Annotated in this window: 19 protein-coding genes and 1 other annotated feature; of the genes, 11 read left to right on the top strand and 8 right to left on the bottom strand. The window is 38.1% G+C overall.

The window, feature by feature from the left end:
- The first annotated feature begins 26 nt into the window (after window positions 1-26).
- The 5 genes from P0092_RS20605 (at window position 27) to P0092_RS20585 (ending at window position 6418) form a co-directional block, all read left to right on the top strand.
- Window positions 27-587 carry a hypothetical protein gene (locus P0092_RS20605; protein ID WP_004618510.1) on the top strand — a complete coding sequence of 187 codons (561 nt, stop codon included), beginning with the start codon at window positions 27-29 and terminating at the stop codon, window positions 585-587.
- Between the two features lie 68 nt (window positions 588-655).
- Window positions 656-860, top strand: a binding site (T-box leader).
- 55 nt (window positions 861-915) lie between these two features.
- On the top strand, window positions 916-2193 hold the full coding sequence (gene serS, locus P0092_RS20600; protein ID WP_004618513.1) for a serine--tRNA ligase: 1278 nt from the start codon (window positions 916-918) through the stop codon (window positions 2191-2193).
- A gap of 155 nt (window positions 2194-2348) precedes the next feature.
- A complete protein-coding gene (locus P0092_RS20595; RefSeq protein ID WP_004618515.1) occupies window positions 2349-2885 on the top strand; it encodes an NADH-quinone oxidoreductase subunit NuoE family protein in 537 nt (178 codons plus the stop codon).
- Window positions 2875-4602, top strand: a complete 1728-nt coding sequence (locus tag P0092_RS20590; RefSeq protein ID WP_004618517.1) for a NuoF family protein — start codon at window positions 2875-2877, stop codon at window positions 4600-4602. Before P0092_RS20595 ends, P0092_RS20590 begins: the two co-directional genes overlap by 11 nt.
- Window positions 4603-4639: 37 nt before the next feature.
- Entirely contained in the window at window positions 4640-6418 is a 1779-nt protein-coding gene (locus P0092_RS20585; protein WP_004618519.1) for an NADH-dependent [FeFe] hydrogenase, group A6, read from the top strand.
- Between the two features lie 377 nt (window positions 6419-6795).
- Here P0092_RS20585 and P0092_RS20580 read toward each other — a convergent pair whose 3' ends face one another.
- Together P0092_RS20580 and P0092_RS20575 are read right to left on the bottom strand one after the other, a co-directional pair.
- Complete coding sequence (locus tag P0092_RS20580; RefSeq protein ID WP_004618522.1) at window positions 6796-7506, bottom strand: YiiX/YebB-like N1pC/P60 family cysteine hydrolase; 711 nt, start codon at window positions 7504-7506, stop codon at window positions 6796-6798.
- Window positions 7507-7530: 24 nt separating this feature from the next.
- On the bottom strand, window positions 7531-8748 hold the full coding sequence (locus P0092_RS20575) for a macrolide family glycosyltransferase (protein ID WP_004618523.1): 1218 nt from the start codon (window positions 8746-8748) through the stop codon (window positions 7531-7533).
- Between the two features lie 118 nt (window positions 8749-8866).
- On the opposite strand from P0092_RS20575, the gene P0092_RS20570 reads away from it, so the two are divergent.
- Window positions 8867-9448 carry a TetR/AcrR family transcriptional regulator C-terminal domain-containing protein gene (locus P0092_RS20570; RefSeq protein ID WP_004618525.1) on the top strand — a complete coding sequence of 194 codons (582 nt, stop codon included), beginning with the start codon at window positions 8867-8869 and terminating at the stop codon, window positions 9446-9448.
- Window positions 9449-9525: 77 nt separating this feature from the next.
- Here P0092_RS20570 and P0092_RS20565 read toward each other — a convergent pair whose 3' ends face one another.
- From P0092_RS20565 to spoIIID, 5 genes are all read right to left on the bottom strand, one after another.
- Window positions 9526-10653 carry a DHHW family protein gene (locus tag P0092_RS20565; RefSeq protein WP_004618527.1) on the bottom strand — a complete coding sequence of 376 codons (1128 nt, stop codon included), beginning with the start codon at window positions 10651-10653 and terminating at the stop codon, window positions 9526-9528.
- Window positions 10654-10674: 21 nt separating this feature from the next.
- Window positions 10675-12087 (bottom strand): MBOAT family O-acyltransferase, encoded by a 1413-nt coding sequence (locus tag P0092_RS20560; RefSeq protein ID WP_004618529.1) that lies wholly within the window; start codon window positions 12085-12087, stop codon window positions 10675-10677.
- An 18-nt stretch (window positions 12088-12105) separates the two neighbouring features.
- The gene (locus tag P0092_RS20555) at window positions 12106-12573 is read right to left on the bottom strand and encodes a DUF4358 domain-containing protein (protein ID WP_004618531.1); all 468 of its coding nucleotides are present in this window, start codon (window positions 12571-12573) and stop codon (window positions 12106-12108) included.
- A 22-nt stretch (window positions 12574-12595) separates the two neighbouring features.
- Window positions 12596-13513 (bottom strand): GDSL-type esterase/lipase family protein, encoded by a 918-nt coding sequence (locus tag P0092_RS20550; RefSeq protein ID WP_004618534.1) that lies wholly within the window; start codon window positions 13511-13513, stop codon window positions 12596-12598.
- A 386-nt stretch (window positions 13514-13899) separates the two neighbouring features.
- On the bottom strand, window positions 13900-14148 hold the full coding sequence (spoIIID, locus tag P0092_RS20545; protein ID WP_004618537.1) for a sporulation transcriptional regulator SpoIIID: 249 nt from the start codon (window positions 14146-14148) through the stop codon (window positions 13900-13902).
- Window positions 14149-15095: 947 nt separating this feature from the next.
- Between spoIIID and P0092_RS20540 the strand changes: the two genes are divergently transcribed.
- From P0092_RS20540 to P0092_RS20530, 3 genes are all read left to right on the top strand, one after another.
- Window positions 15096-15587: a cation:proton antiporter regulatory subunit gene (locus P0092_RS20540; protein WP_004618539.1), complete on the top strand. Its 492-nt coding sequence runs from the start codon at window positions 15096-15098 to the stop codon at window positions 15585-15587.
- Entirely contained in the window at window positions 15587-16786 is a 1200-nt protein-coding gene (locus tag P0092_RS20535) for a cation:proton antiporter (protein ID WP_004618542.1), read from the top strand. The genes P0092_RS20540 and P0092_RS20535 overlap by 1 nt, the downstream gene beginning before the upstream one ends.
- A 147-nt stretch (window positions 16787-16933) precedes the next feature.
- Entirely contained in the window at window positions 16934-17158 is a 225-nt protein-coding gene (locus tag P0092_RS20530) for a hypothetical protein (RefSeq protein WP_276187012.1), read from the top strand.
- A gap of 70 nt (window positions 17159-17228) precedes the next feature.
- Here P0092_RS20530 and P0092_RS20525 read toward each other — a convergent pair whose 3' ends face one another.
- Window positions 17229-17621: a hypothetical protein gene (locus P0092_RS20525; protein WP_004618544.1), complete on the bottom strand. Its 393-nt coding sequence runs from the start codon at window positions 17619-17621 to the stop codon at window positions 17229-17231.
- A gap of 303 nt (window positions 17622-17924) precedes the next feature.
- Here P0092_RS20525 and P0092_RS20520 point away from each other — a divergent pair, with 303 nt between their 5' ends.
- On the top strand, window positions 17925-18170 hold the full coding sequence (locus tag P0092_RS20520; RefSeq protein WP_004618545.1) for a TM1266 family iron-only hydrogenase system putative regulator: 246 nt from the start codon (window positions 17925-17927) through the stop codon (window positions 18168-18170).
- Between the two features lie 62 nt (window positions 18171-18232).
- Entirely contained in the window at window positions 18233-19645 is a 1413-nt protein-coding gene (gene hydG / locus P0092_RS20515; RefSeq protein ID WP_004618546.1) for a [FeFe] hydrogenase H-cluster radical SAM maturase HydG, read from the top strand.
- Window positions 19646-19653 lie beyond the last annotated feature (8 nt).

Raw genomic sequence — 19653 nt, 5'->3', positions numbered from 1 at the left:
TATTTTTTAGAAGAGGTGGAGTAATTATGGGAACAACTACAAGGGAAGAAGCATGGGAACTCCTTACGGAATATAACAAAGATGCTTTCCATTTAAAGCACGCACAGGTTGTAGAGGGTGTAATGAGATATTTTGCAAGACAGCTGGGTTATTCGGAGGAAGAAGATTTCTGGGGAATCGTGGGGCTACTCCATGATTTGGATTTTGAGCAATATCCTGAAGAGCACTGTATAAAGCAGCAGGAAATCATGAAGGAAAGGGGAATAGACCCGCTGATTATTCATGCAACCGCAAGTCATGGCTATGCCCTCACGGTAGACATCAAGCCTGAGCATCAAATGGAAAAGGTTCTTTATGCAGTGGATGAGCTTACAGGACTCATTGGTGCAGTTGCTCTTATGAGGCCTTCAAAAAGTGTTTCAGACCTTGAGCTGAAATCGGTTAAGAAAAAATATAAGACTTCCAATTTCGCAGCAGGATGCTCCAGGGAGGTTATAGAGCGTGGAGCTGAGTTACTGGGATGGGAACTGGATTACCTGATACAGCAGACTATTCTTGCTATGCGTGAATGCGAAGCGGTAGATTAAAACAATATGAATACTTGAAAACTATAATAAATATATATATAATAGAGAATAATATATCAAAATACCAATAAACAGCGATAATGAAAGCTATGATTTATTTATTTCTCAAGAGAGCCGATGGGTGGTGAAAATCGGTGAAATAATGAATCTATCCACTTTTGTAGCTGTCGGTGAAGAATCGAAAGGTTGGTACCCTTTATAGTACTTATGTCGAGAGGCCGATAAATTTTATCGGCAATTTGGGTGGCAACGCGGATACCTTCCGTCCCAGTATTATTTGGGACAGAAGGTTTTTTTGACTAAAATATTTAATACAGGAGGAAACAGGATGTTAGATTTAAGATTTGTCAGAGAGAATCCCGAGATTGTAAAGCAGAATATAAGGAATAAATTTCAGGATAGAAAACTTGGTTTGGTTGATGAAGTTATCGCTCTGGATGCTGAGATGAGAAGTACAATGCAGGAGGCTGAAACTTTAAGAGCAAACAGAAACAAGATTTCAAAGCAGATTGGCGGACTTATGGCTCAGGGCAAAAAGGCTGAGGCAGAGGAAATGAAGCAGCAGGTTACAGCCCAGTCTGAACGCCTTGCAGCCTTGGAAGTAAAAGAAACAGAGCTTGAAGAGAAGGTAAAAAACATTCTCATGACTATTCCTAATATAATTGATTCGAGTGTTCCCATAGGAAAGGATGACAGCGAAAACGTAGAGGTTCAACGTTATGGTGAGCCGGTAGTGCCTGAGTTTGAGGTTCCTTATCACACTGAAATTATGGAAAAGCTAAAGGGAATTGATTTGGACAGTGCCAGAAAAGTTGCCGGAAACGGATTCTATTATCTCATGGGAGATATTGCAAGACTTCATTCCGCTGTAATTTCATATGCCAGAGATTTTATGATAGAGCGCGGTTTTACTTACTGCATACCTCCTTTCATGATACGCAGCGAGGTTGTTACGGGAGTTATGAGCTTTGCTGAAATGGAAGCAATGATGTACAAGATAGAGGGTGAAGATTTGTTCCTCATTGGTACAAGTGAACATTCCATGATAGGAAAGTTCATAGACACCATAATACCCGAAACTTCACTGCCACACACTCTGACCAGCTATTCACCCTGCTTCAGAAAGGAAAAGGGAGCTCACGGTATAGAGGAAAGAGGAGTTTACAGAATACACCAGTTTGAAAAGCAGGAAATGGTAGTTGTATGTAAGCCTGAGGACAGCAAGATGTGGTATGATAAAATGTGGCAGAACACGGTTGATTTATTCCGTTCAATGGATATTCCCGTCAGGACTCTGGAATGTTGTTCAGGTGACCTTGCTGATTTGAAGGTTAAATCAGTGGATATAGAAGCATGGTCCCCAAGACAAAAGAAATATTTTGAGGTTGGAAGCTGTTCAAACCTTGGGGATGCTCAGGCTCGTCGTTTGAAAATCCGCGTGGACGGTGAAAACGGAAAATACTTTGCTCATACACTGAATAATACGGTTGTTGCGCCTCCCAGAATGCTCATTGCATTTTTGGAAAATAACCTTAATGCAGACGGCACGGTAAATATACCGGTTGCATTGCAGCCTTACATGGGCGGTAAAACAGTAATTAAATAAGAATAGACGATGAAAAAACAGCAGCCTCAGAATGTCTGAGGCTGCTGTTTTTATGCCTAGAACTGGTGTAATACATTTTTTATTTGTAATTTGCATTAAAAATGAGCTTCTTTGGAATTATTATATATAAGTCTTTTGGAAAGTTGGTGATTTATATGACAAAACCACAGGAAATAGATGTTATGGAACCTGCTGAACGCAAACCCCCTAAGGAAAAGTTTGATCAACTGGAAGCATATATAGAAAGTCTTGAAACGACCAAGGGTGCACTTATTGAAATACTGCACAAGGCTCAGAATATTTTTGGATATCTGCCAAGAGATGTACAGCTGTTTGTTGCTCGTAAACTTGGTATTCCCGGTGCAGAAGTGTATGGTGTTGTAAGTTTTTATTCGTACTTTACCACAAAACCTGGCGGACTGCATACAGTAAGCGTCTGTATGGGGACGGCATGTTTTGTACGGGGAGCGGATAAAGTTATTGAAAAGTTTAAGGAAAAACTCGGTATAGAATCAAATGAGACAACAAAGGACGGTTTGTTTACCTTGAAGGATGTGCGGTGTATTGGTGCCTGCGGTCTTGCGCCTGTCGTTATGGTAGATGATAAGGTTTTCGGTAGGGTAAAAGTAGAAGATGTAGACGATATTATTGAGATGTACCGTAGCAATAAGGAGGAGCAATATGCAGATTAAATCCCTTGCAGAACTTGACAAAATCAAGCAGGAAGCATCTGTAAAAGTTATGGTAAGACAACATCGTAACTCGGAAGAAACCAACAAAAATATTCTGGTTTGCGGTGGAACAGGTTGTTTAGCTAGTGATAGTGATAAAGTAATAAAGAATTTGGGTGCAATCCTGAAGGCAAAGGGCTTGTCCGAACAGGTTCAGGTTATAAGGACAGGCTGTTTTGGATTTTGTGAACAGGGTCCCATTATCAAAATTGAACCTGATAACGTATTTTATGTCCGAGTTAAACCTAAGGACGCAAAAGAAATTATCGAACAACATATCATAAACGGTAATAGGGTGGAAAGGTTGCTTTACAAGGATCCCCAGACTCAGGAAAAGGTTCATACACAGGAAGAGATGGCCTTCTACAAGAAGCAGCTACGAGTTGCGCTAAGAAACTGCGGACTTATTAACCCTGAAGATATCAGTGAGTATATAGCACTGGGAGGTTATCAAGCACTAGGAAAGGCCCTTACTCAAATGTCTGCGGATGAGGTCGTTGATACTGTTAAAAAGTCGGGGCTCAGGGGCCGAGGAGGCGGGGGCTTTCCAACCGGACTTAAATGGGAGATTACCAGAAAACAGCAAGATAAGGAAAAATTTATTATCTGTAATGCAGACGAGGGGGACCCCGGTGCATTTATGGACAGAAGCATTTTGGAAGGCGACCCTCATAGTGTAATTGAGGCTATGGCCATCGGTGCCTATGCCATTGGTGCAGATAAGGGCATTGTCTATATTAGGGCGGAATACCCACTTGCAATAGAAAGACTGACGAAAGCCCTTGAGCAGGCACGAGAACTCGGTTTACTGGGAAAAGGAATTTTCGGAACAGATTTCAACTTTGATATCACGCTCAAATACGGTGCCGGTGCCTTTGTATGTGGAGAGGAGACAGCACTCATTAATTCCTGCGAAGGTAAAAGAGGTGAGCCGAATTATAAGCCGCCTTACCCTGCCGAAGAAGGCTATTGGGGACATCCTACATGTGTAAACAATGTTGAGACCTTTGCAAATATTCCAGTAATAATGACAAAAGGTGCTGAATGGTTTGCCTCCATGGGGACTGAGAAAAGCAAAGGAACAAAGGTATTTGCCCTTGCCGGAAAAATCAACAATGTTGGTTTGGTGGAAGTGCCTATGGGAATTACACTCCGTGAAATTATTTTTGATATAGGGGGAGGTATTCCTCATGGCAAAAAGTTCAAGGCTGTTCAAACCGGGGGCCCCTCGGGTGGAGTTATAACCGAAAAAAATCTGGATACGCCTATTGACTACGACGGACTTCTGAAAATTGGAACCATGATGGGTTCAGGAGGTATGATTGTCATGGATGAAGACGACAACATGGTTAATATTGCAAAGTTTTATCTGGAATTTACTATGGATGAAGCCTGTGGCAGATGCGCACCCGGAAGAATCGGAACAAAAAGGCTTTTTGAAATGCTTCATAAGATCGCGTCAGGAGAAGCCACAATGGATGATTTGGATGCATTAAAACAATTGGCATACATGGTTAAGGACAGTTCCCTTTGCGGGCTTTGTCAGACAGCTCCAAATCCGGTGGTCAGTACTATGAAACACTTCTGGAATGAGTATCTGGATTTGGTTAAGGATGTTGACCATCCCAGAGGAGAAGGCAAATATGTTCCTAAAAATAAAATCGGCATGAAGTCATAATCGGGAGGTGAAAAGTCTGCCGGAAATGGAGAAGAAAATGAGCAATAAAAGTACCAATAACGATAAAATGCTGCATATCCGTATAAATGACCAGGAACTGATTGTGCCTGAGGGAATCACTATCCTTGAGGCAGCCCACAAGGCAGGAGTTAGGATTCCAACCTTGTGCCACCTGGATCTCCACGATCTGCAGCTATACAATAATACAGCGTCCTGCAGGGTTTGTATGGTTGAAGTAGTTGATGAGAGGAACAACCGCAACAAGCTTGTACCATCTTGCGTTACAAAAGCACAAGAAGGTATGGCGGTCAGAACTGATACACGAAGGGCTATCATGGCAAGAAGAATGGCTGTTGAGCTGCTTCTGTCAAATCATCCCAATGAATGCTTCACATGCCCGAAGAATTTGGAATGTGAACTTCAGGCACTGGCAAATGAGCTGAATGTACGTGAAATCCGTTGGGAAGGGGAAAGAATGAGCTATCCTAAGGATATATCCAGTGATGCCATTGTTAAGGATGCAAATAAATGCATTTATTGCAGACGGTGTGAAACAGCATGTAATAAGGTGCAGACCTGTGGCATCCTTTCGGGTATAGGAAGAGGATTTAACTCATTCGTAGGTCCGTTTGCAAACATTCCAATGGTGGAATCCTCCTGTACCTATTGCGGCCAGTGCGTTCAGGTCTGCCCCACGGCGGCACTTACTGAGGTCTACCACACTGACAAGGTATGGGAAGCAATAAGTGACCCCGATAAGTATGTTATTGTTCAAACTGCTCCTGCCATCAGGGTTGCTCTGGGAGAGCTGTTTGGCATGGAGCCGGGAACTATTGTGACAGGCAAGATGGTGACAGCACTTAAACGTATGGGCTTTGATGCGGTATTTGACACGGATTTCGGCGCTGACCTGACAATTATGGAGGAAGCCTCCGAGCTGATTTACCGCCTTAAAAACAATAAAACGCTGCCTATATTGACTAATTGCTGTCCTGCGTGGGTGAAGTTTATTGAGCATCAGTTCCCGGAACTGATTCATGTCCCCTCAACCTGCAAATCACCGCATATCATGCTTGGGACCATAGCAAAAACTTATTATGCAAAAAAGAATGGAATAGACCCCAATAATATTGTTGTAGTTTCCATAATGCCGTGTATAGCAAAAAAAGCAGAGGCGAAACGTCCTGAGCTCACAAAGGACGAGCATAACAACGTAGATATTTCAATCACAACCCGTGAACTTGGTGCTATGATAAGGGAAGCAGGAATAGAGTTTACAATGTTGCCGGACAGCGAGTTTGACAGTCCTCTTGGAGAGACTACGGGGGCTTCGGTCATATTCGGCACTGCCGGAGGAGTTATCGAAGCAGCACTTCGTACTGCTTCAGAGTGGTTAACGGGAAAACCTCTTGAAAAAGTGGATTTTGAAGAATTAAGGGGAATGGACGGCGTACGTCGGGCTACCGTAAAAATAGGGGATCAGGAACTGAAAATCGGTATTGCCAGCGGCCTTGGCAATGCACGGCACATTCTGGAGGATATAAGGGACGGAAAAGCCGATTACCATGCAATCGAGATAATGGCGTGTCCAGGCGGATGTATTGCGGGAGGAGGACAGCCCTACCATCATGGCAATGACGAAATTATCAAAAAACGCATAGAAGCCATTTATGAAGAAGACAGAAGAAAGCCTGTCAGGAAGTCACATGAAAACAAGGAGATACTGGAATTATATAAGACTTACCTTGGAGAGCCATTCGGAGAATTGGCACATGAGCTTCTGCACACACACTTCGAAGAACGTGAAAGAATTTAAAATTTTTATTATGTTTGTGGGAAATAACCTTCAGTAAATATACCGGCGGCTATACAGCCTTACATGTGCGGTAAAACGGTTATTAAATAAAAAATGGGCTGTAGCTTAACTTGTACTTGGAAGTATAAATTGTATCAATGGAAGCTTGGTTAAAGATATTTGCAGATGTTTATCGGCGAGCATGGATATTTTACCGGAACACCTACACGATGTAGGTGTTAGCGAAACAATGAATCATGGACGATGAATGTGAGCGACGGTAAAATATCCTATGATGAGCCGCTAGAAACTCGTGCAAATATCTTGGAAGCAATCATTGATACAATTTATACGGGAGTACAGGTTAAACAACAGCCCATTTAACTTAATTTAATGGATTAGCCCTGCTTATAAACAATTGATACTTTATCGCTTCTCAGGAAATCGTAGGGGAAAACAGCTTTTCCGCCATTTCCATCCAAATCAACTCCGCTTTTCATATAACAATCCCAAACATACTGTGAGCAATAGTATTTATCTGTCTTTGTTTTTTGGAACATATTAGTGAAGTAGCTAAAGGGAGTACCAACCCTGGTATGTCCGTATGCAATGGCGTCTGCAATAATTTTTGCATCAACCTTTGGACGTACTACAAGAATTTTTTTGTATCTTGTTCTCCAGTCATTATCACGGTTGCCTATGCCATCCTGAAAAAGTTCCAGAACTTTTGTAGGGTCAGAATCTACAAATGCTGAATGTGTTGTAAGAGAACCCATAGTGATTGCATTAATATCAGTGTTAGTTTTATCAAAGACTGTAATGAGTATATCTCCCGGTTTCCCAACGGATTTTTCCGTTGAATTGTACAAATCCATGTCTTTTTCCACAGATAATTTGTCCCAGTTTTTTTCTATGTATGTCTGAAAGCTCAATGTATCAATAATTTCCTTATAAATTGACTCCGCTTCACTTGCAGTTGTCTTTATGGTGTTGGTATAAGATTGAATTCCCGGGTCAACTTTAGTTTCAAAAGCATAAGCATTTGTACCCAAAACGTTTGCAAATATCAGTGCTGAACAAAGCAGTGACGAAATTACTTTTTTCTTCATAACAGACCTCCTATAATTTAAAAGTTAACTGTAAATAAGCTCACCTGCTGCCTCTTTGCTGTCCTTTAAGTTAATAATATAATCAACTCCTTTCTTGTACCCTCCTGATTCTCTAAGTGACTTACCTACTTTTTCACTGTTTTCTTTGTAGGCATTGTCTGAAAAAATCTTGGTAACGGAAGCTTTTAAAAGCGCAGGAGAAACTTTAGCTTTTTCAATTACTATGCCTGCACCCAGTTCGGCAACCCTGTATGCCACAACCGGTTGGTCAAAAAAATGAGGTACAACTATCAGCGGTACGGAGTAATACAAGCCTTCATTTGTACTATTCATTCCGCCGTGAGTTATAAAGAGATCCGCATGCTTTAAAATCTCCAATTGCGGTACATAATTCCTGATTATAAAGTTGTCAGGAATATCTTTAAAGCTGTCGATATCTATGTTCATGCCAACAGACATAATAATTTTTGCATCCATGCCTATGAAAGCTTCAAAACAGCTTTCATAAAATTCCACAGATTTGTTAAAAATAGTGCCCAGAGAAATGTAGATGATTTTACTTTTTTCTTTACTTATCAGTTCAGGCTCAAGAATTTCTTGTCTGTCAGATATTGAAGGTCCGATAAATTTATAGGTGTCATCAAAACCCTCACTATTTATTTGGAAATATCTTGAGGTATAAACCAGGTTAAGGTCGCTTTTCATTTTGTGCATGTCTAATATATTAGGTACATTTACCCCATATTTTTCCCTTAAAAAGTGGATAGTTCCCTGAAAGTCAGGATTGTTGAGAAGTTCTTTTATAACTGGCCCGAATCTGGTAAAAAACGTTGACAGATAATTTGTTTTATCATTTACTGCAAAAGTAGAATTTGAGCTGATGGAAGGGATTTTTAATATTCGTGCTATTTCCGCTCCCACAAAAAACAAGGAATCATATATGACATAGTCAAATTTGTCCTTAATGCTGAAAATAACCTCAATAATTTCCACATAAACACGAGTTATTTCCATTAACTGAGGCTGAATTTCCGCCGGACTGATATCGCCGTTGTTAAAGCCGAGTTCGTCAAAATTCTTATATCCAATAAATCTTGCGCCTGCACTTTCGACTTTGTCCTTAAATTCTTCTCCTGCTATATATGTAACTTTCTCGCCTCTATCCACCAATTCACTGACTACACTGATGGTGGGGTTTATGTGTCCGTGTCCAAATACATTAATAAATAATACATGTGACATACCTATCACTCCTTTATTGGAAATAATTTACTATTGAGAATTATATTACCAATTAGTATACTATTTTTAAATGGACAGAATTTAAAGTTTGTCCAAAAAATAACAAAGGAGTGTTATAGTGAAATATCAACACAAAAAAACCAGAACCAGAACTGCAATAATTGAAGCATTTCAGTATTTAATGACAATAATGCCATTTGATAAAATCAGGATACAAAATATCACTGATATAGCGGAAGTAAACCGGCATTCCTTTTATAATCACTTTAACGATAAGTATGATTTACTGTACCAGATAGTTACACAGATGCTTGTAATTGAATTTGATGCTGATGCGGGAGAATCACTGATACAGCAATCGATTAACCAGGTCCCCAGAATACTGCGATACTTTGAGGAAAACCGTAAATTCTTTAAAAATGCTTTTAAGGACGATAAGCAGCAATCCTTTAATAATTTCTTTCAAAAGCTTATTTTTGACTGGTTTACAATTATATTGAATAAAACCGTGGGTGAGGATGAAGCCAGCAGAGATTCATTTTACATAACTCAGACAAGATTCTATGTTGCAGGTTATAGTCAACTGCTGATGTATTGGCTGTATAATGAGCCTGACAAGTCAGCAGATGTTCTTGCCGAAGAAATTATAAAAATATTTAAAGGTGCATTTAATACTGACGAACTTATAAGTAATATATAAACTTCAGGTTAATGCAAAATAACCGGATACAGGAATAATCCCGTAATCCGGTTATATAAATATATAAAAGCTTTTTATCATTCAATAAACTGTATGGAATCATCTTCAGCAAAGGTACTTGCATTGTATAAAAACAGAATATCATCTATTTTGTTTGCTGATATCAGACGGGATACACTATCATCATAATATCTCATATCTACCAAATAAATCTCGCTGTAGGCTGAAGCCAGAAACGGTACAAAGCAGTTTGCATAGGAATCTCTTATTACTACTATTTTTTTGTTATTCTTTGACCACGTTTTTATTTTTACAAGAGAATGATTTCCTCCAAGAAATACTCCATATTTATCTTTTTGCTTCAGGCTGTCCATTGAATAAAGAGTATCAGAGCCTGATTTATTGTCAGAGTATTCCACGTGGCAGCTTTCTTTAGTATCAAGGGGCTCATAAATATTGATGGAATCCGGTTTTACATCTTTGAAGCCGCTCTTGGAATAAGAAGTACCGTAGAAATCCTTTGTAACGGTTTTTATGTTAAATTCACTTTTGCTTCTGCTTTTGATTCCTGCAACCTGACAAAACTTCTGGTAAGCATAGTATGCTCCGTCAGTTGTCCAATGGTGATCCGTTTTATAGTAAATATACTCATTTTTTTTGGAATAAAGCGTGCTATAAACATCTATGAATTTTACATCGCTGTTTAAACAACTTTCAACTTCATTTATATAGGTTAACTGACTTTGAGCAGGGGCTGCATAAGGCAGCTTGTCCCTATTTATTTCTACAGAAGTTGGGACAAGCATAAAGTATTTATTTGAAACGGAGATATCCTTTAAAAAGTTATTTATGTACTCCATTTTCTTCTCGGTAGCTTTTAGGTCATCCCCTACAAACTTTTGCATCAGATACCCGTCTTTTCCCCTGTAAACATTGTTGTTCTCTTTTTTACCCAACAACAGTTCACTTCTTGATTTTACCCCAACAAAGAAATTTCTTTTTGGAAACTGATCAGCAATATAATTCTCAAACTGCTTTGTGAATTCACCGCTTTTAAGTTTTTCAACTGAAAATTTGGGCATTGTTTGAAGTGTTCTGTTTTCTTCATCAGAAAAGGTTTTAGCAGGAGATAGAAGACATATAACCATCATTATTCCGATAAATACTAAAAATATAGCTGTAATTGCAGTATAATATTTTTTCATAGCCAGATGTTTTCCTCCTTCTTAAAACCTGAAATACAAAAATGGGTTATAACTCTGATTCACCAAATAAGAAGTGCAAATAAACATCATCGCAATGTATAAGGCAAAAAAGGCAGCTATTTTAATTTTTTCAGACTTGAATCTTACAGTCTCCAACACTTTTGAAGGTATTGGTGTAGAGCATAGAAGCATAATTACAAATAGAACGGCGTTGGTATACATGTAATATACTGCCGTTGTATCTATAAACCGGCATGCATTAACTCCAAACATTACTCCTAAAAAGTTGAGAATACCCGATACACTTTCAAATTCGAATAATACCCAACCAACTATTACTATCAGAAGTGAATAAATGTTTCTTAATATCCCCGGCAGTTTCTCAAGCCACTTTAACAGAAACATTTTTTCCAAGGTTACAAAGATACCGTAGTATAATCCCCATAACACAAAATTCCAGTTTGCGCCATGCCACAGACCTGTTAGAAACCATACGATGAATATATTCCTGTAATGCTTGTATCTGGTGGTTCTGTTGCCGCCCAAAGGAATATACACATATTCCCTGAACCAGCTGCCAAGGGTCATATGCCATCTTCTCCAGAACTCTGTTATACTCTTTGAAGCATAGGGATGGTCGAAGTTCAGAGGTAATTTAAACCCGAACATTCTTGCAAGGCCTCTGGCCATATCGGAATAGCCGCTGAAATCAAAATATATCTGAAAAGTAAAGGCTATTATCCCTACCCATGCCGAAACAACAGAGAGCTGGTCTAGGGGCAATACTTTAATTACACTCCAGATTGCCCCTATGTTATTTGCAATAAAGACCTTTTTAAACAGTCCCTTTATGAAAAGTTCTATTCCTTCACTGAAAAGCTGCAGACTTTCCCTTCGGTCTGTTATTTCTTTTTCTACGTCCCTGTACTTAACAATTGGCCCTGCCAGTAGTTGAGGAAACATAGATATATAAGTGGCAAAATTAATGAAATTCTTCTGTGCGGGAACAACCCTTTTATACACATCTATTACGTAAGACATGGTTTGAAAAGTATAAAAGGATATACCCAGAGGCAGAGGTATGGATTTAACATGAATACTCAAATTAAAAAGTTCATTTATGTTGTTGATTATAAATCCGTAATACTTAAAAAAACACAACAAGCCTAAATTTACAGCTATTGAGAAAATAAGTACAGCCTTTGCAGCTTTATTATTATTGTTGTTTATATTTTTTTGTATAAGTCTGCCATTAACGTAATCAAATACTGTAGAAAAAAGCATTATTACAATATATACAGGCTCACCCCATGCATAAAATATAAGGCTTGTAACCAAAATTACAATGTTTCTGACCCTCTTGGGGAACAAGTAATATAATGCCAGAGTAACCGGCAAAAAAATAAATATAAATAAAAGACTACTGAATACCAAGTTCTATACCCCCAAGACCTACTTTACACTTTCATCAAATGCTGAGCTGATTTTGTCCGCATCCTGTGAAACTGCAAAAAGTAAAAAATTATCTTTTGTTTTTATAACGTTATTTTTTATCAAATCATATTCCTTTGGAAGATAATCCTTAAAGCTTGCTTCCTGCTTCTCTATCCTTTTGTTAATATTGCTTTTAATATCTTCCATGTCGTTTTTATCTTTAACCTTTAAAATCAGTATTTCATCGGCTTTTACATTTGAGCCTGCTCTGTAAAGATAAAAACCGTCAAGCTTTGCTTCATCAATGCCATATAGCTTTTTAAGCTTGCTGCCGTCTTCAATTCTCATGTCGGTTACATTTGCAACCTTTTTAATGTTTTCATGTACATCATTTAAATTTATATTTGTACCGCTCTTTCCGGAACAGCCGGTAAATACCATAAAAGCAACCATCAATGCAATAATTACTGAAAACCTTTTTGTCATTTTTGTTTATCTCTCCTAAATTTTATTTTGTATTTAACTCCAGATAATCAAGCCATAAGTTGTAAAATTGGGACTTGAAATGTTGTCCGTCAGGTTCATATAACTTTTTACTTGAATCATTTACCAACGAAGCTATGTTTATATAGCTTATGTTTTCCTCTTTGGCCATCGCCTGAATAGCAGAATTAAATTTTCCTACTCTGTCATTGTTGACGATAGGGTGTTTTTGAGTGACCTGCGGTAAAACAGGAAGTATTGATTGTACATAGATTTTTACCCCAGGAATAGATTTCTTAATTTTTCGGATAACATCAGCATATTTTTTCTTGAATGCTTCCGGTGTTGTACCGTCATCTTCTATGTCATTCGAACCAACTAAAAGAAATATTCTTTCAGGCTTCATTATTTGGGCTTTTTCAATCTGTTGATCGATTGTATTCAGATTTAGACCAAGCTTTGCACATACATTGTCCTCTTCCAGAAAATCAAAGTCGGACATTCCTTCGGTGATAGAGTCTCCTATAAAAATATCCTTTTTAAAAACCTGCGAATAATTAGTATTTTTTGGCTGCGGCTTATTGTTTTGGGGATGTGTATCTTTTGAAGTTGCCGGACTGCTGCTCGCAGATTGCGCATTCCCTTTTTTGGTTATTGGTACAGTTTTTTTAGTATTGCTTGTCCCTGCTACAGTAGATTTTGCAATATCTTTTTGTGTCGGTGAGGTAGATGTTGCAATTTCCTTTTTTTCCGAGGATGCCGATGTTTCGGTTTGCACCGCACTTGGCTTATTCTCGGCTCTGCCTGATGTAAGGATTTTATTTTGCTCTGTCTGGCGGGTAGCTAAGAGCCAAATTGTTGCAATACAAAAAATCAGTATTCCAGCAATTGCCAGTCTTCTTTTCCTTTTTTTAACGTTGAACCTTCTTTTTACCCCTCTCATTGTAATCCCCTTAACTTTTTCCATAAATTTTCATATATACCAATTGAGAATGCAGCTATTGAGAAAGATATCAATAGCCTTGAAAAATTAGTATGTCCAATAAAAAATGCATATAAATTCCTTGGACAATCTTCTACGTCAGCTATCACCTCTTTACAAAATAAAATCTATTTTTACAATTAAGATTATAATATTAATTGTATATGAATGTGTATCAGATTTGTAATAAATTGTGCTATTTAAGCTTTTACAAGAAAAATATTTATATTCCTTTAGAATGTCTTTTTGAATGTATTTTTTAAAAGGATAAAGTATCAATTAATGGTAAAAGCCGGATGCTTAAAACAGCCGGCTTTTATCGTTAATTTTGGCTTCTCTATGTAAATTTATTTCGCCTGATATTTTGCCTTTGTTGCTTCGCCACCTCGTATATGCCTTTCTGCCTTATTTTCCTCGAGTATTATTCTCACTTCATTCATCAGTACAGGATTTATTTTTTCCAACCGTTCGGTTACGTCCTTGTGGACGGTACTCTTGCTTATTCCAAACTTTTTAGCGGCGTATCGTACTGTTGTCCTTTTGTCGATGATATAATTTGCGAGTTCCAAAACCCGCTCTTCTATGTACTCCTTCAACCATATACCCCCCTTTTGATAAGGCATTATTTATTGCAGCGTAGATATATTATCCTTTAAGCAAGTAAAACTCGCTAAAAAGCTGTATGGCATCGTCTACAGTGTATATATATGCCTCTTGGGAAGGGCTTATGAATGATAGCTGTGAAATTTAGTCAAATAATAAGGAAGCGTTGAGGATTTGAGTTATAATGGTTCAATTATAATCATTTTGGGTATAGATTTTGTATAATGGTAATAATGCAATTTGTTTACATAAATGTATGATTTATGTATGTGTAAAAAAGTGTTTCACCAATTATTTGAAATGTCAAAAATGATTTATAGATATAACACATGATTTACTGAGATAATCATCGATAATAAGTATTAAATAAAAAATTTCAAACAAAGTATTGAAAATTGTGCTTAAATAAGCTAAAATGAGAGTACGATGAATACCATCTGATTCTTATCTGTTAAAAAAATGGTTGATTAGCATTTGAATTACCATTTGATTATCAAATTTTTACTAAAGTTTTATCTAAGGTATTGGATTAATATTACAACTAAATATACGGATATATAGTTCCGCAAAAAAATATATGGGCTGGGGCTGCTTCTCTCTGACAATGATGTGAGAGGACAGGCAGAATAGTATTAAACGACAGGACTATTAATATACACAGCCATACGATTCAATTTAGAGTTACATAGCTTTTTAGGGCTACCCATAATAAATTCTGTCGCAATTTTAAGATGAAATTCTAAAAAAAGAGAGGTGTATAAGTAATTTTAAAAGCAGCATCACCGAAAATAAAAGAATCAGAGTGTTTATTAGAATCAGATTGCATAGTAAATTCAGGACAGGAGAATATACGTATATTGAATCGTAGACAGACTTTCGCCTTAGAATGGGTTTTTGTAAGGAGTATATAAAAAGAACGAGAATTTTGGAGGGAATACTTGTGATAATCAGAGAGTTAGATTTGCCGGGAATTGGAAAGAAATTTGAAATGGAAGTCAACGGCGGAGATAAGATTGTGGTTATTATTCACGACGATGGCCGCAGAGAGTTGTACCATTTTTATAATGGAGAAGATGACAGTGCATCAATGGTAAGTATGGAGGATGCAGAAGCAAGGCTGTTGGCAGGTATTATTGGGGGTATGGCGTATAGCCCCAAGTCATTGGACAACATAGAGGTAGTATTAGGTGGATTGGTTATTGAGTGGTATAAGGTTGAAGCAGGTTTTGCATGTGTCGGGAAGACCATTGCACAAATGAATATACGCAAGTTGACCGGAATTACCATACTGGCAGTGATTGAAAAAAACAGTGATAAGAATATAAATCCCGGGCCGGACTATCAGGTTACTGCTGATTCCACGTTAATTGTCATGGGAGAAAGAAAAAATTTGAAAGTATTCAAAAACTATATCAGAGAGGGGAGGTTATAATGCACAATTTAATTTTTGAAATTGGTTTGGCGGTTGCATTAATAGCAGCGATGGGGTTGATATCAAAAAAGCTGCGCTTTTCAGTTATCCCTTTTTATATCTTGATTGGGATGGCTGTAGGCCCACATGCACCGCATTATGGCATACTTGATCTTAGGTTTATTGAAAGCTCACAGTTCATTGAGTTTATGGGACGTTTGGGTATTCTTTTCCTTCTTTTCAGCTTGGGCATGGAGTTTTCTGTATCAAGGTTTGTTAAATCCGGGAAATCAATATTGACGGGTGGGTTATTCTATATCTTAATCAACTTTTCTACGGGTTTGATTATGGGCTGGATTGGAGGACTTCCAATAAAGGAAACTCTGGTTATTTGCGGAATTATGACCAGTTCCTCAACAGCAATTGTTGCGAAGGTGCTGATGGACCTTAAAAGAACAGCTAATAAGGAAACAGAAATAATTATGGGAATGATTATGTTTGATGATTTGTTCATTGCCATACATATATCTATATTATCAGGGTTACTTTTGAGCGGTTCCAAGTCTGTCTGGGGAATTATTTTCACCGCAGCCACAGCCATAGTTTTTATAATGTTTATGCTTTTTGTGGGTAAGAGAGTCATTAAATATCTTGACAAACTTCTGGATATTCCGTCTACAGAGTTGTTCCTGCTGATAGTAATGGCGTTTTTGTTTCTGGTGGCAGGTTTTTCAGAATCTTTGCACGTTGCCGAAGCTATAGGTGCCTTGTTGGTGGGACTGGTGTTTGCAGAGTCTGTACATGCAAAAAGAATAGAGCATAATATTCTTCCCTTTAAGGAATTTTTCGGAGCTGTATTTTTCTTCAGCTTCGGACTAACAATTGACCCTTTGTCTCTGGGCGGTGCAGTTTGGATGGCAGTTATAGCGGCGGTACTTACAATTATCGGCAATTTGGTTTCCGGTATAATAGCCGGGCGTACGGCTGGGATAAACGGAAAAGCCAGAGCAAACATCGGTCTTACGCTGGTATCAAGAGGTGAATTCTCAATTATAATGGCGAATATGGGCAAGGCAGGAGGACTTCTGCCGGTCATCCAATCCTTTGCAGTGCTATATGTGCTTATTTTGGCAATTACCGGCCCGCTGATGGCTAAACAGTCAGCTCCGATATATAATGGATTACAAAAGCTTTTCGGACGCAAGATGGGGAAAATATAGTTATAAAGCTGTAATAAGGAGGTCTCATGTTATGAATGAAAAAAATATTCAATTACTAAAAGAGTAGTAAATTATTTATTTATTTTTTTAGGCACGTTATTTTAGCTATAATCTTCAAAAGCCACTCTATCAGTTGACATTTGCCGGATGAAGCAGGATACTTACCTTATAAAAAATACCTTAATTAAGGGAAGGCAGGAGATTGTGGGGATGGTTCTTGAAAACGGATTAGAAAAATGCAATTGCAAAAAGAAATCATGTGTACGTCATGGAAACTGTGCCGAGTGCTTAAAATACCATAACGAAAATTCAAAATATCTTCCTTACTGTAAGCGTCATAAAAAGAAAAAGGATGGGTTGTTGCAAAATTAGTTTTGTATAAATTATATCAATGGAAGCTTAGAAGCAGCCATTGATATAATTTTATACGGGAATAATATAGTCAGGATTTTCGTATGAACTCTGTCTTACATTTTGGACAGGTTATCTGAATTTTGCCTTTACCCTTGGGAACACGTACCTCTTGCTTGCATTGAGGGCATTTGAAGTACTTGTGAGTTTTAGATTCCTTTAAACGGTTTTTTCTTTTAAAGAACCATCCCGCAATTGGATTCCAGAGCTTCAAGAACTTGCTGTTTTCCGCTCTTCTTTTATAAATATTCTTAGAAAACAATCTGTAAAGACTCAGAAGCAGCGGAATATAAGCCAGATAACCAAACCAGTTAATCGGTACAAACATACCTATTAATGAAATAAGCAATGATAAAAAAAGAAGTCCGGCGGACAAATGATCAGGTCCGTACCTTCCAATCATAAATTTTCTGAACCAATTCATATAGCATCCTCCATAATTTGTGAGTTACATATATTTTAGTAGTGACGGACAGGTTTTGCAATATTTATCTTAAAAGGTGGGTAATTATTAACTTGAAGGTACTGTGTGATTATGTTAAAATATTATCAAAGTATCTGAACTCGAAGTTTTAATGCTAAGAGCAAAGAGATTTATTTGAAATAATCGTTCTGAATGCACGAGGGTCAGTCCCGAGTGGTAAGACGGTGCTATAAGGTGGAGTAGGAAAACCCCGTGCCTGTAAAAGCATCCGGGGTTTATTTTATTTATAAGGGAGGCAGCCAAATGGAGACAAGGATTGCTCTGATAGGAATAATAGTTGATGATATAACGTCAGCAGAAAAGATAAACCTGATACTGCATGAATTCGGGAAATATATTGTGGGAAGAATGGGTATTCCATACCGTGAAAAGGGTGTCTCCATTATAAGCGTGGTTGTTGATGCCCCGAACGATGTTATCAGCTCCCTTTCAGGGAAGTTGGGAATGTTGAGGGGAGTCAATACAAAGACCGTTTACTCGAAAATATAAATCCACTTATAACATCCTCGTAATGTCAGATTAAAAATCTGTTTTTGTGGAGGAATTAAAATATGTATAACAGTAAATCAAAAAATGCAGAAGACTTTATTAATGATGAGGAAATTTTAGAAACCTTGGAGTATGCACGCAGGAATAAGGAAAATATGCCGCTTATCGAAGATATTCTTCAGAAGGCAGCTGAGTACAAAGGGTTAAGCTACAGGGAAGCGGCAGTATTACTGGAATGTGAGCTGGATGAAGTTAAAGTAAAAGTGTCTGGGCTTGCGGAGCATATCAAAAGGAAGTTTTATGGAAACAGGATAGTAATGTTTGCACCTCTCTATCTGTCAAACTATTGTGTAAACGAGTGCAGATATTGTCCCTACCACGGCTCAAACAAACATATTGCAAGAAAGCAGTTGTCTCAGGAAGATATCGTAAGAGAAGTCATGGCTTTGCAGGATATGGGGCACAAACGACTTGCCCTTGAAACGGGAGAGGACCCGGAAAACTGTCCTATAGAATATGTATTGGAAAGTATAAAAACTATATATGGAATAAAGCATAAGAACGGCGAAATACGCCGAGTAAATGTGAATATAGCCGCTACAACCGTTGGAAATTACAGAAAGCTCAAGGATGCGGGAATAGGAACCTATATATTATTTCAGGAAACTTACCATAAACCCACATACGAGTATCTGCATCCCAAGGGACCAAAGCACAATTATGCTTATCATACTGAGGCCATGGACAGAGCAATGGAAGGCGGAATTGATGATGTAGGCCTTGGTGTACTGTTTGGCCTGAACCTTTATAAATACGATTTTGTAGGTCTTCTTATGCACGCAAAGCATTTGGAGGATGCAATGGGAGTCGGGCCTCACACAATCAGCGTACCCCGTATTAGACCGGCTGATGACGTGGATTTGAAGGAATATTCAAATGCAATACCAGACTCAATATTTGAAAAAATTGTAGCAATACTTCGTATCGCAGTACCCTACACAGGGATAATCATGTCAACAAGAGAATCGGAAAAGACCCGCGGGGAATGTCTCAAACTTGGTGTTTCACAAATCAGCGGAGGTTCATCAACAAGTGTTGGCGGTTACGTGGAAAAAGAAGCGGAGAACTCAGCACAGTTTGAAGTTAACGATACAAGAACTATGGATGAAATAGTTAACTGGCTTTTGACACTGGGGTATATTCCAAGTTTCTGTACAGCATGTTACCGTGAAGGCAGAACAGGAGACAGGTTTATGAGACTTGTTAAAAGCGGTGCAATCGCACACGTTTGTCATCCCAATGCAATTATGACACTAAAAGAATATCTGGAAGACTATGCATCGGAAGATACAAGAACAAAAGGTGAAAAAATGATAGAAGAAGAAGTTGAACTGCTGCAAAACGAAGATGTTAAAAGAATCGTAAAAGAGCATTTAAGCGAGCTCCATGATGGTAAGAGGGATTTCAGGTTCTAGATTAGGAG

It is taken from the genome of Ruminiclostridium papyrosolvens DSM 2782 (assembly GCF_029318685.1).
In the GTDB taxonomy this organism is placed as follows: Bacteria; Bacillota; Clostridia; order Acetivibrionales; family DSM-1351; genus Ruminiclostridium; species Ruminiclostridium papyrosolvens.
This window is presented reverse-complemented; position numbering and strand designations above follow the sequence as displayed.